The 12,439-nt window shown below is 73.6% G+C and carries 12 protein-coding genes and 1 riboswitch; of the genes, 4 read left to right on the top strand and 8 right to left on the bottom strand.

Annotation, left to right across the window (positions count from 1 at the left end; translation table 11 throughout):
- Position 1: 1 nt before the first annotated feature.
- From ACFZ8E_RS12800 to ACFZ8E_RS12830, 7 genes are all read right to left on the bottom strand, one after another.
- Positions 2-382, bottom strand: coding sequence for a cupredoxin domain-containing protein (locus ACFZ8E_RS12800; RefSeq protein WP_147729274.1), 381 nt, complete (start codon positions 380-382; stop codon positions 2-4).
- A gap of 2 nt (positions 383-384) precedes the next feature.
- Positions 385-945 carry an iron transporter gene (locus ACFZ8E_RS12805; protein ID WP_405042906.1) on the bottom strand — a complete coding sequence of 187 codons (561 nt, stop codon included), beginning with the start codon at positions 943-945 and terminating at the stop codon, positions 385-387.
- Positions 946-1,123: 178 nt separating this feature from the next.
- Entirely contained in the window at positions 1,124-1,726 is a 603-nt protein-coding gene (locus ACFZ8E_RS12810; protein ID WP_147859046.1) for a HupE/UreJ family protein, read from the bottom strand.
- 82 nt (positions 1,727-1,808) lie between these two features.
- The gene (locus tag ACFZ8E_RS12815) at positions 1,809-2,930 is read right to left on the bottom strand and encodes an aldo/keto reductase (RefSeq protein WP_147844023.1); all 1,122 of its coding nucleotides are present in this window, start codon (positions 2,928-2,930) and stop codon (positions 1,809-1,811) included.
- 33 nt (positions 2,931-2,963) lie between these two features.
- A complete protein-coding gene (gene larB, locus ACFZ8E_RS12820; protein ID WP_405042907.1) occupies positions 2,964-3,644 on the bottom strand; it encodes a nickel pincer cofactor biosynthesis protein LarB in 681 nt (226 codons plus the stop codon).
- Positions 3,641-4,471, bottom strand: coding sequence for an adenine nucleotide alpha hydrolase (locus tag ACFZ8E_RS12825; RefSeq protein WP_405042908.1), 831 nt, complete (start codon positions 4,469-4,471; stop codon positions 3,641-3,643). Before ACFZ8E_RS12825 ends, larB begins: the two co-directional genes overlap by 4 nt.
- Positions 4,468-5,784 carry a LarC family nickel insertion protein gene (locus ACFZ8E_RS12830; protein ID WP_405042909.1) on the bottom strand — a complete coding sequence of 439 codons (1,317 nt, stop codon included), beginning with the start codon at positions 5,782-5,784 and terminating at the stop codon, positions 4,468-4,470. The genes ACFZ8E_RS12825 and ACFZ8E_RS12830 overlap by 4 nt, the downstream gene beginning before the upstream one ends.
- Positions 5,785-6,006: 222 nt before the next feature.
- Here ACFZ8E_RS12830 and ACFZ8E_RS12835 point away from each other — a divergent pair, with 222 nt between their 5' ends.
- From ACFZ8E_RS12835 to ACFZ8E_RS12845, 3 genes are all read left to right on the top strand, one after another.
- A complete protein-coding gene (locus ACFZ8E_RS12835) occupies positions 6,007-6,678 on the top strand; it encodes a metal ABC transporter permease (protein WP_147729579.1) in 672 nt (223 codons plus the stop codon).
- Positions 6,679-6,824: 146 nt separating this feature from the next.
- The gene (locus tag ACFZ8E_RS12840; protein WP_405042910.1) at positions 6,825-8,624 is read left to right on the top strand and encodes an alkaline phosphatase family protein; all 1,800 of its coding nucleotides are present in this window, start codon (positions 6,825-6,827) and stop codon (positions 8,622-8,624) included.
- A gap of 157 nt (positions 8,625-8,781) precedes the next feature.
- Entirely contained in the window at positions 8,782-10,206 is a 1,425-nt protein-coding gene (locus ACFZ8E_RS12845) for a mannose-1-phosphate guanylyltransferase/mannose-6-phosphate isomerase (RefSeq protein ID WP_405042911.1), read from the top strand.
- Positions 10,207-10,281: 75 nt separating this feature from the next.
- Here the strand turns inward: ACFZ8E_RS12845 and ACFZ8E_RS12850 are convergent, their stop codons facing one another.
- Positions 10,282-10,635 (bottom strand): hypothetical protein, encoded by a 354-nt coding sequence (locus tag ACFZ8E_RS12850; RefSeq protein ID WP_147729975.1) that lies wholly within the window; start codon positions 10,633-10,635, stop codon positions 10,282-10,284.
- Positions 10,636-10,996: 361 nt separating this feature from the next.
- Between ACFZ8E_RS12850 and ACFZ8E_RS12855 the strand changes: the two genes are divergently transcribed.
- Positions 10,997-12,151, top strand: a complete 1,155-nt coding sequence (locus ACFZ8E_RS12855; protein ID WP_243948260.1) for a DUF2778 domain-containing protein — start codon at positions 10,997-10,999, stop codon at positions 12,149-12,151.
- A gap of 68 nt (positions 12,152-12,219) precedes the next feature.
- A riboswitch (cobalamin riboswitch) is annotated at positions 12,220-12,434 on the top strand.
- The last annotated feature ends 5 nt before the right edge of the window (positions 12,435-12,439 follow it).

The raw sequence follows: 12,439 nt of genomic DNA on the forward strand, positions 1-12,439 counted from the left end.
GCTACTTCGCCACCGAGTCCTTGGCCACCAGCGTCGCCTTCGCCTCCGGATGGAAGTCGTCGAAGACGTCGTAGCTGCCAGGATCGAGGGTGCGGAAGATGATCGACGAGGTCGAGCCGGCGGCGAGCGCCTTCTCGCGCTTCAGCTCGAGGCTCTCGAACTCCACCGGCGAGGTTCCGGTGTTCGAGATCTCCAGCTTGAAGCGGGTCTTGGCCGGAACCTCGATGATCGCGGGCAGGATCACGCCGTCCTTCATCTCGACCTTGATCACCGGCATGTCGTCGGCGCGCGCGGCCCGAGGCGCCAGGAGAAGCGGCGCCAGGAGAAGCGGTGCGAGGGCGAGCAGCGCCCAGCGGGCGGGAAGACCGGTCGCGGCCTGCATCCTCAGTACGCGCCCTTCTTGCCGATGCCGGCGAAGGTGAAGTCCTGGGTGATGTCGAACGGCTTGAACCACTCGGCCACCCCGGTCTCCTTGTCGACGTGGCGGCCGAAATGGGCGTGCGGGCCGGGGGGCGCCACGGTGAGCTTGAGGCGGTAGCGGCCCGGCCCGAACAGCTTGACGTTGTCGCCGTAATGCGGGCCGTCGTTGGCGACCATGCCCATCAGCGGCCCCGAGACCTTCTGGTCGGTGGGCTTGTCGCCGTCGAGCTTCACCACCTCGAAGGTCACGGTCAGCGACGGCACGAAGTCGCCCTCGGCGAAGCCGTTGCGGTTGTCCTTGGCGGCGCGGATGTCGGCCTCGAGGTGCAGGTCGGACTGCGCCGCCGCGCGCATCATGTCGGGCGGGTCCATCTCGATCGGCTGCAGGTACACCGCCGCGACCTCGAGACCGTTCTGGGTCACGTGGGGCCCGACGGGGATCTCCTTGGCGACCGCGGAGGCGGTGAGGCCGGCCAGGCCGGCGAGCAGGGGGAGGGTGAGACGGAGCGCGCGCATGGGATGCATCGCATACCCGGCCGCGCCGAAATTGGAAGAGGCTTGTTCGTCACATGCTCAAATCATAATCGTTCCAAACTGGGAACTATACAGTCCAGGTTGGTGGAAATCAGCCGGCTTGAAAGATGAATCATAGATCTCGGAAGCTCGAACTCCGTCGGGCGCCTGCCCCGCCGGAGGTCTCGACTTAGAAATGCCCTGCGAGCAGCACGACGCCGGAGGCGACCACTGCGCCGCCGAGCATGGGAGCCATGACCGTACGGCGGGTGCCGGCCGCGATCGCCAGGCCGAGGCCGAGGCCGGCGGCGTGGAGCAGGGCGGTGCCGGCGAGGAACCCGAGGCCGTAGACGAGGCCGGAGGCGGTCTCGGGCATCTCCGCGCCGTGGGCATAGCCGTGGAACGCGGCAAAGCCGCCGACGAGGGCGCCGAGCGCGGCGACCGGAAGCCGGAGGCCGAACGCGGCCGCGAGGCCGAAGGCGACCACCGACAGGGCGATCCCGGTCTCGGCCACCGGCAGGCCGAGGCCGGAGACCTCGACGCCCGCCATGCCGAGCCCAGCGCCCGCCGCCATCAGCGCCAGGAAGGCCGCGGGCAGCGCCCACAGGGCCCGGCCGCCGCGCAGGGCCGCCAGCAGCCCGACCGCGACCATGGCGAGGACGTGGTCGGCTCCGCTCACCGGGTGCAGGAAGCCGTGGACGAGGCCCGCGGCCTCGCCGTGGCCGGGATGGGCGAGCGCCGCCTGCGGCAGCAGGACGAGGGCGGGAAGAGCGAGGGCGGCGAGACGCTTCATGGGGTGTCCTGACGGTCTGGTCGGGTCGATCATCGGATGGATAGGCGGCGGGCGCCAGGGGTCACCGACACCCTGGCAAAAATCACTCCATCGTCGGAGCGAGGGTCTTCACCCCCGGGACGTCCTCCCCGAGCCACGCCGCGTTCTTGGCGGTGCCGTCGAAGGTCGCGCTGGTCTTGAACAGCTCGTACTTGCCTTCGAGCGCGTAGGGGCGGCTGCGCCCGAGCAGCTCGGCGACCGCCGCCTTGTCCATCGGCCGGAAGGTCTTCACCGCCTCGAACGCCTGATCGAGGTCGCGCTGGCTCTGGATGCCGGTGATCAGCACCGAGACCGGCAGGTTGAGGCCGAAATGCAGGTACTCGATCGGCTTGATCGGCGCGTCGCTCTTCAGGATGACGCCGTCGCCGAAGGTCTTCATGCCGAGCGCGGCGATGCCGTTCTGCACGAGGTAGGGCAGGACGAGGTGGCCGAACGAGCGGAAATGCGCGTCCATGACGTTGAGCGGCATCTGCACCGAATCGAACTGGAACCCGCGCTCGTGGGCGACCTCCAGCATCTGCAGATGGATGCGCGGGTCCTTGTGCCCGGTGAAGCCGATGTAGCGCAGCTTGCCCGCCTTCTTCGCCTCGACGAAGGCCTCCATCGCGCCGCCCTCGGCGAAGACCCGGTCCGGGTCGTCGTAGCGCAGGATCTCGTGGTGCTGGACGAGGTCGATCCGGTCGGTGCGCAGGCGGTGCAGCGAGGCATCGATCTGCTTCATCGCCTCCTCCTTGGTGCGCCCGTCCATCTTGGACATCAGGAACACCTTGTCGCGCCGGCTGCCCTCCTGCAGCGCCGCGCCCATGCGCAGCTCGGAGCGGCCCTCGTTGTAGTCCCAGCAATTGTCCATGAAGGTGATGCCGCGCTCGATCCCCTGGTGGATCAGCCGCGTCGCCTCGTCGTCCGTCACCGCGCTCTTGCCGAGGTGGAACCCGCCCATGCCGATGGCCGAGATCTTGTCGGAATGGCGTCCGAAGGCGCGATAGAGCATCTCGCCGCGGCGCTCGCCCGGATCGGTGACGAGGGGGAGGCTCGCGGGATCGGACGGCCGGTTGCCGGGCAGGGCCGTCGGGTCGACGGCCGCGGTGGCGGTGGCGGTGCTGCCGCCGGCTGCGGCGAGGCCCGCGCCGACGACGGCGCTCTGAAGGAAGCTGCGGCGTTCCATGGGATTCTCCTGAGTTCGGGCGACGGGATCGGTTCAGCCGGCCGCCCGGAGGCGTTCGGCGGTGTGGAGCAGGCGCAGGGCGGCGCAGGCCGCGCCGTAGCCGTTGTCGATGTTGACGACCGCGAGGCCGGGGGCGCAGCTCGCGAGCATCGCGTCGAGCGCCGTGCGGCCGCCCTCGGCGACGCCGTAGCCGACCGAGGTCGGCACGCCGATCACCGCGCCGGCGACGAGGCCGCCGAGCACGCTGGGCAGCGCCGCGTCCATGCCGGCGACGCAGATCACCACCGGGTGCGCGCGGATCTCGTCGAGGCGCCGGGTCAGCCGCCACAGGCCGGCGACGCCGACATCGGCGACGAGGGTCGCCGCGCAACCCTGGTAGGCCAGCGTCCGCAGCGCCTCGCGGGCGACCGGCACGTCGGAGGTGCCGGCCGCGACCACGGCGATGCGGGCCGGCCCCTCGAGCGGACGGGCAGCACCGAAGACGGCGGTGCGCGAGACCGGGCAGTAATCAAGCGCCGCGCGGTGGGCCGCCTGCAGGGCGGCGTGCTTGTCCGCGTCGAGGCGGGTCAGGAGGAAGCGCGCCTCCCGCTCGGCCGCGGCAGCGAGGATCGCGTCGATCTGCGCGGCGGACTTGCCGGCGCAGAACACCGCCTCCTCGAGGCCGATCCGCTCGGCGCGGGCGAAATCCAGGGTGAACTCGTCGGAAACGCTCATGCCCGGGCCCCGCCGCCGACGAGAAAGGCGCTGCCGGTGCGGTAGGGCTCGAAGCGGATCGCGTTCGCGGCGAGGCGTCCCGGTGCCTGCGCCGCGATCCAGCCTTCGAGCGCGTCCCGGCCGCCGGCATCGAGCGCCGCGAGGCTCGCCGGATCGAGCTCGACGACGATCCCCGCGGCGCGCACGCGGCAGCGCACGGCGCGGCCCGGCTCCGCCCGGGTCGCCAGCGCGGCCCCGACGCGGCGCTCGACCGCGTGGATGAAGGCCAGCACCTCCGGCTCGATGCGGATGCCGGTCTCGACCCGGCTCGACAGGCAGGGGGCGGAGGGCAGCTCGGCCACCGCGCCGAGGCCGAGATCGCGGCTCAGCCGCCGCACCGCCGCCTTGTCGAGGCCGGCCTCGACGTAGGGGTGGCGGACGCCGTAGCCGGCCGCGGCGTCGAGGCCGGGCCGGTACTCGCCGAGGTCGTCGAGGTTGGCGCCCGAGGCCATCGGCCGGTCGGTGACGCCGCGGATCGCGCCGTAGAGATTGGTCTTGCAGAAGAAGCAGCGGTTCACCGGGTTGGCGCGATAGGCCGGATCGGAGAACTCGCCGGCCTCGATCACCCGCAGGCTCCAGCCGGCGCGCGCCGCCTCGGCACGGACGCGGTCGGTGGCTTCCGCCGGCACGGCGGGGGAGGCGGCATGCACCATCAGCGCGGCGTCGGCGCCGAGCACGCGATGGGCGAGCGCCGCCAGCGTCAGGCTGTCGACGCCGCCGCTCACCGCCACGGCGACGGACCCGATCTCGCGCAGGACGGCCTCGAGCCGGGTGGAAAGGGCGCTCACGACGTCGGCTCCGGGCTCTCGAGGGCGATCCGCTCGGCCTCGCGGCGCAGGGCGGCCCGGGCGGCGTGGCCGCCAAGCGACCGGGCGTCGTCGGCCTCGGCCTTGGCGGTGGGCCCGCCCGGCCGCTCCGCAAGCTTGACCCGCACGTCCCGGCCTTCGACCGCGACGGTCGTGGCCCGGCGGGGCAGGGCGCGGCCGGCGACGAGCGCGTGGCGCAGGCCGATCGTCGCGGTCTCGGAGAAGCACGCGGCGACCACGGCATCGAGGGCGTCGGCGCGGGCGAGCAGGCGGACATGCACCATCATCCGGCCCTTCTTGCCGAAGACCGGCATCTGCACGACGTCGAGCACGTCGTCCCGCATCCGCAGGCGGTCGAGCCCCATGGCCAAGTCCTCGCCGGACTGGTCGTCGACCTCGAACTCGATCACCGCGATCGTGCGATGGTCCGGATGCGTCTCCGGCGCCGCGTCATCGAAGGCAAGCACCCGCACGCAATTGCTCAGGCCGGGCAGGCGCCTGGTGCCGAAGCCGACGCCGGAGCGCCCGAGACGGCGCGGGCCGCTCGGCGCCGATCCGGCCCCGCCGCAGAGATGGCGCAGGATCGCGGCGCCGGTGGGCGTCACCCGCTCGCCCGGCACGCCGTCGTCGCGGGTCGGGAAGCCGTCGAGCAGCAGCGCGGTCGCCGGGGCCGGTACCGGCAGCAGGCCGTGCTGCGTGCGCACCATCCCGGAGCCGAGGGGGAGGGCGCCGACGCTCCATCGCGTGGCGCCGAGCGCGGCGACGAGGTGGGCGGCGGCGACGATGTCGGCGATCGAATCCCAGGCGCCGACCTCGTGGAACGCCACCTGCTCGACCGCGATGCCGTGCACGCGCGCCTCCGCCTCGGCGAGGTGGCCGAAGATCGCGAGCGCGTGCCCGCGCACCGCCGCTTCGAGATCGGCGCGTTCGAGCGCGACGCGGATCTCGGACCACGGGCGGTGATCGTGACCGTGGTCGCCCGCGTGGGCGTGGGCGTGGGCGTGCGACGAGCCGTGCGCAGGATCGTGATGGTGGGGGCCGTGCGCGTGATGGCCGTGCGCGTGCCGGTCCGCGCCCTGCGGCGCGGGACCGGGCTCGCCGGGCCCGGAGACCAGGAAGCGGCTGCCCTGGAGCACGCCGTCGTTGTGCGGCAGCACGCGGCAGGCGACGCCCGCCCGGCTCGCCGCGCGGACGCTCGCCGACACGCCCTCGGCGTGCTCGGGAAAGGCGTCGAGGAGGGCGGCGACGAACATGTCGCCGGCCATGCCGCCGACCGCGTCGAGGTGGATCTGCATGCCTGTCCGATGGTGGAGCGGGCGAAAGGCCCGTCGGTTCGAACACCAGATCGGCCGGAAAGGTTTCGCGGCAAGGCCCCGCGGCCGAGCCCCGGCGAGGCGGATGGCCGCGCCGGCCGGCGGGTGCCGGGCCCGGCGCCGGCATGATAGCGGTCGGGCCGCAGCCGCAGGCTTTCGGACGATCGTGCCGGATGGTCGGGCCTTCCCAACGACAGGACCCTCATGACACGCCTCCCGCTTCTCGCCCTCGCCGGCCTCCTGTCGATCGGCGGCGCCCAGGCCGCCCCGGTCGTCGAGCGCCTGCGCGGCACGATCGAGGCGGTCGCGCCCGGCGCGATCACCCTGAAGACCATCGACGGCGTGTCGGAGACGATCGCGCTCGGCGACGACACCAAGTTCGTCTCGGTGGTCAAGGCCAGCCTCGACGACGTGAAGGAGGGCACCTTCATCGGCACCGCCACCAAGGGCGAGAGCCCGCGCACCGCGATCGAGGTCGTGCTGTTCCCCGAAGCCATGCGCGGCACCGGCGAGGGCCATTACGGCTGGGACGCGATCCCCGACACCACCGCCGGCGGCGCCCGGGTGAAGAGCGCCATGACCAACGGCACGGTCAAGGCCGACGCCCCGGCCCCCCGGGTGAAGAGCGCGATGACCAACGGCACCGTGTCGGCCAGCGCCGCCGGCGGCGGGGAGCGCACGCTGACCGTGACCTACAAGGACGGCGCGCAGACGGTGGTCGTGCCGCCCCAGGTGCCGGTGGTGACCTTCGAGCCGGCCGACCGGGCGGTCCTGAAGCCCGGCGCCAAGGCCTTCGTCACCGCGGCCCGCGACGGCAGCGCGTTGAGCGCCCGCCGGGTCGCCGTCGGCAAGGACGGGCTGACACCGCCGATGTAGGCGTCGCGCCCCGATCGCGCGGGCGGGCCGGGGATTCCGACCCGCCCGCCACCCCGCCCGCGTTCGTCGTCACACGGACGTCATGGGGACGTGGGGAGAAGCGGCCCCGAGCCGCGTTCCAGCCGGCGCTTCAGGAGACGACGGCGATGCGTGCGATCCTCAACGGCGTCATCGTCGCCGGCCTGCTCGGCACCGCCGCCGCGGCGGCCGAGCGCCCCCGCAACGTGATCCTGTTCGTCCCCGACGGGATGCGCGCCGGGATGGTCACCCCGGAGACCGCGCCCGCCATGGCGGCGCTGCGCGACCAGGGCGTGAACCTCGCCAACAGCCATTCGCTGTTCCCGACCTTCACCACCGCCAACGGCTCGGCGATGGCGACCGGCCACCACCTCGGCGACACCGGCGACTTCTCGAACACGATCTACGTCGACAAGCCGGTCGCGGCGCAGAACGGGACGGTGACGCCCTTCGTCGAGAACGACGCGGTGCTCGGCGAGATGAACGGCTTCTTCAACGGCGACTGGCTCAACGAGGAGACGGTGCTGCGGGCCGCCGCCAAGGCCGGGATCAGCACCGCGGCGATCGGCAAGCTCGGGCCGACCCTCAACTTCGACAACACCAGCCGCGACGGCGCCCCGACGATCATCGTCGACGACGACACCGGCTCGGCGCGCGGCATCCCCTTCAGCGCCGAGATGCGGGGCCTGCTGGCGGCCGGCGGCCTGCCGCTGGCCGCCCCCTCGCGCGGGGAGAACGGCAAGGCCGGCGACGCGACGACGCCGGGCACGCTGGTCGCCAACGTCGCGCAGCAGGCCTACTTCGTCGACGTCGCCACGAAGGTCGTGCTGCCGCTGTTCAAGGCCCGCGGAAAACCGTTCGTGCTGGTCTACTGGTCGCGCGACCCGGACGCCGTGCAGCACAACCACGGCGACAGCCTCGGCAAGCTCGTGCCCGGCATCAATGGGCCGACCTCGCTCGCCGGCATCCGCAACGCCGACGACAACCTCGCGGCGCTGCGCCGGGCGCTGGACGCGCTCGGGCTGGCCGACACCACCGACATCGTCGTCGCCGCCGACCACGGCTTCTCGACCATCTCGAAGGAGAGCGCGACGAGCCCGTCGGCGAAGACCGCGCTTCCCGGCGTGCCCGCGGGGCAGCTGCCGCCGGGCTTCCTCGCGCTCGACCTCGCGGCCGCCCTCGGCCTGCCGCTGCACGAGCCCGATGCGAGCGCCGCCCCCGTCCTCGCCGGCCAGCGGCCGAAGCTCGGCAACGCCCTGCTCGGCCCCGACCCGAAGGCGCCGGACCTCGTCGTCGCGGTCAACGGCGGCTCGGACCTCGTCTACCTGCCGAAGGGCGACACGGCGCTCGCCGCGCGCACGATCGCGGCGCTCCTGGCGCAGGACTACGTCAGCGGCCTCTTCGTCGACGACGCGCTCGGGCGCTTCCCCGGCACGCTGCCGCTTTCGGCGGTGAACCTGAAGGGCGAGGCCGCGACGCCGACGCCGGCGATCGTCGTCAACTTCCGCTCGTACAGCACCGGCTGCGCCAACCCGGAGACCTGCGTCGTCGAGGTCGCCGACACGGCGCTGCAGCAGGGCCAGGGCATGCACGGCAGCTTCAGCCGGGCCGACACCCACAACTTCATGGCCGCCATCGGCCCGAGCTTCAAGGCCGGCTTCGTCGACCCGCTGCCGGTGAGCAACGCCGATGTCGGGCAGACGCTCGCCGCCCTGCTCAAGCTCGAGATCCCCGCCAAGGGCCGCCTGATCGGCCGCCCGATGCGGGAGGCGATGCGGGAGGCGCCGGTGCCGCAGGCGCAGGCCGGCACGCTCCGCTCGGAACCATCGCCGGCGGGCCTGACCACGGTGCTGCGCTTCCAGCAGGTCGGGGACCAGCGCTACTTCGATGCGGCCGGGTTCCCGGGGCGGACGTTCGGGCTGGAGTGAGGCCGCCGGCCGAGGCGCCCGACGCCGGGCGTTTGCCATCACGACGGATTCGCGGCCGGCTGGACCGGCATCGAGTCGCCTCGCGGCGGCGCGGGCGCTACCGTGGGTTCGCCGAGACCGGGCCGTGCGGCCCGGTCCCAGGAACAGGAGTCGTCCGATGAGCACCGTCCGCATCCTGCCCGTGATCCTGTGCGGCGGCTCGGGCACGCGGCTGTGGCCGGTATCGCGCGAGAGCATGCCGAAGCAGTTCGCGCGGCTGGTGGACGCGTCGGAATCGACGTTCCAGGCCACCGCGCGGCGGGTGGGCGACGCGGCGGTCTTCGCCCGGCCGGCGGTGATCGCGGCGGCCGAGTCGCGCTTCATCGTGGCCGAGCAGCTGGCCCAGGCCGGGATGTCCGCCGACATCATCCTGGAGCCGGAGGGGCGCGACTCGGCCGCCGCCGTGGCGGTGGCGGCCTTGCACGCGGCCAAGGCCGACCCGGAGGCGGTGGTGCTGATCATGGCCGCCGACCACGTGATCGGCGACGTGCCGGCCTTCGCCGCCGCCGTGCGCACGGCGGCGGTCGGCGCGCGGGCCGGCTACACCATGACGCTCGGCATCGAGCCGACGCGCCCGGCGACCGATTACGGCTACATCCGCCGCGGGGGGGCGCTGCCGGAGGCCGAGGGCGCCTTCGCGGTAGAGCGCTTCGTCGAGAAGCCGGATGCGGAGGGCGCCGCCGCGCTGATCGCAGAGGGCGCCCTGTGGAACTCGGGCTACTTCCTGTTCCGCGCCGACCTGATGCTGACGGAGCTGGAGGCGTACGCCCCCGCGGTGCTGGCCGCCGCCCGGGCGGCGCTGGAGGCTGCCACCACCGACCTCGACTTCGTCCGCCTGGACGCGGCGGCGTTCGGGCAGGCGCCCAAGATCTCGATCGACTACGCGGTGATGGAGCGCACGACGCGCGCCGGCGTGCTGCCGGTGTCATTCCCGTGGTCGGACGTCGGCACCTGGGACGCGGTCTGGCAGGTGCTGCCGCAGGACGCCGCCGGCAACGCGGTGCGCGGCCGGGTCGAGCTCCTGGGCACGCGCAACAGCCTGGTGCACAGCGAGGGCGAGGGGCTGACCACGGTGGTCGGCCTCGACGACGTGGTGGTGGTGGCCACCCCCGACGCGGTGCTGGTCGCCTCGAAGGCGCAGTCGGGCCGGGTCAAGGAGCTGGTCGGGGTGCTGCGGGCCCGGGCCCATCCGGAGGCCGACGCGCACCGGCGGATGTACCGGCCCTGGGGCTGGTACCAGCGCGTCGACATCGGCGAGCGCTTCCAGGTCAAGCGCATCATGGTGACGCCGGGCGGGCGCCTGTCGCTGCAGAAGCACCATCACCGCGCCGAGCACTGGGTGGTGGTGAAGGGCACGGCGGAGGTGACGCTGGGCGAGCGCCTGGTCCTCGTGCACGAGAACGAGGCGGTGTACCTGCCGATCGGCTCGCTGCACCGCCTGACCAATCCCGGCAGGATCCCGCTCGAGCTGATCGAGGTCCAGGTCGGCTCCTATACCGGCGAGGACGACATCATCCGCGTCGAGGACGTCTACGGGCGGTGACGCGCCGGCGCGCCCGGCAGATGCATCCGATCCTCTGAACGACCCGGCCGCCGTCGGCGCGGGAATTGCCGGCGCTCAGTTGCGCAGCATCGCGATCCAGGACGAGACCGGGTCGACGACGTAGGCGGCGACCGAGGCCGCCCAGGCGCGGGCACGGGCCGGGAGCGAGCGGGCATCGCGTCCGGCCTCGACGTCGCGGGCGGCCATCAGCGCCGCGACGACGGCGTCCTCGCGCTCCTTGCATTCGTCGAGGGCGTTGCGCTGCGAGCCGGCGCGCCCCTGGGCCGGCGGCTGGTGCGCATAGGCTTCCCGCACGCAGTCGCGCCACGCCTGCTCCAGCGCCGCCGGGTCGGCCGCCCGCGGCGCCTGCGCAGCCGCGCAGGGCAGGGCGTTCAGGGACAGGAGGACAGCGAGGACGGGCATCCGCATGCGCGACGGTATCGCCGATTCGGGGCCGGCTCGGCAAGAACGAAGCGGCAACACGTTCGCGTGCATGCGCATGCCCCCGCTTATCCCCGCGCCGCGCGGGTCGAGCGGGTCGAGCGAGACGCTGCCGATCATCGCCGCGCCGGCGCACGGGTCTCGCGGGTTTTCGCGCGCGATCCGCACGCGTCGGCCGGCGGCTTAGGGGCGGATTAACCAAACGCGCGCCCAATACGGATCAGTCGCAGTTCTCTCGATCCCCGCACGGCCGACCCCATCGGCCGGCCCGCCGCCCGCCGATCCGTCGCGGGCGCGGGCCGGACGCTGCGCGGCTGCGGGCACCGGGTCGCCTTCGAGTCGAGTCCGCATGCCTCATCACCCGCGCTCCTCCTGCGGCCTCACGCGTCCCGCCCGCCGCCGGCGGGCACGCCGCCACCCGATCCTTCGCAACACGCTCGCCGCCCTGCTCTGCCTCGTCACCCTCGAGGGCGTGCCGCCGGGCGGCGGGACCGAGCCGGTGCCGCAGGTCGCGAGCCTCCAGGCCCGCAGCACCGGGTCGACCGCCCTCGCCGCCCTGTTCGATCCCCGGCCGATGCTGGGCCCGGAGGCCGGCGCGGACCGTCAGGGCGCGCCCCTCGGCGCCGCGCTCACCCCGCCCGAGCCGCGTTTCGCCCCGCCGGTCGCGACGCTCGCGGCCGCCGAGCCGCGTTCGACGGAAGCCGCGCCCCCGGTGCAGACCGGCCGGCAGGCCCAGGTCGTGGAGCAGGTGCGGGCCCTGCGGGCAAACCAGGTCTTACGGGACACGCAGGTCCTGCGGGTTACCCAGGTCCTGCGGGACACCGAGGTCGTGCGGCAGGCCCAGATCGTGCCGCTGCCGGTCGCCCGCCCGGCGGACCTGATCGCCGCCCCCGTGCCGCAGCGCCTCGCCCTGCGCCGCGCTCCGCGCCGGGTGCCCGAGGCGGTCCCGGCGCCCACCGCCGAGACGCCGTCGTTCTTCGAGGAGCTGTTCGCCGCGCGGAAGGATTCGGGCCCGGCTTTGGCCTACGCCGCCCTCGAGAGCCCCGGGCTGGAGCGGTCGCGCGGCCGCCTGTTCCCCGGCCCCGACGCGGGCGCCGGCACGGCGATCTACGACATCACCGCCCGCACCGTCCGCCTGCCGAACGGCGAGGTGCTGGAAGCCCATTCCGGCCTCGGCGCCAGCATGGACCATCCCGACTTCGTGCACCTGCGGATGCGCGGCTCGACCCCGCCGGGCACCTACGACCTCACCGAGCGCGAGGCTTTGTTCCACGGCGTGCGGGCGATCCGCCTCAACCCGGTGGGCGGCGCCGCCGCGATCCACGGCCGCGACGGGCTGCTGGCCCACACCTACATGCTCGGGCCGAGCGGCGCCTCGAACGGCTGCGTGTCCTTCCGCAACTACGACCGCTTCCTGCAGGCGTTCCTGCGCGGCGAGATCCGCCGCCTCGTCGTGGTGACCGGCCGCGGCGACGGCCCGGCCCGCTTCGCCGCGAGCCGCTGACGCCGTCACCGATCGGCCACACCCGGCGACGGCGTCCGAAAGCCGGATTGACGGGCCGGCGGCGCCCGACGCAACCTGCACGCGACGGTTCCTCATCGAGGATCAAAAGGGAACGCGGTGAGGGGAGGGCCCGACGGGGCCTTGCCCGAAGCCGCGGCTGCCCCCGCAACTGTAAGCGGCGAGCCTTCCACCACTGGACGTCACTGGATGCGCCGCATCCGGGAAGACGGTGGCGGGCGATGACCCGCGAGCCAGGAGACCTGCCGTCAGTCGTGGTCACACGCGAAG

This window comes from Methylobacterium sp. HMF5984, from assembly GCF_045033435.1.
Lineage (GTDB): Bacteria > Pseudomonadota > Alphaproteobacteria > Rhizobiales > Beijerinckiaceae > Methylobacterium.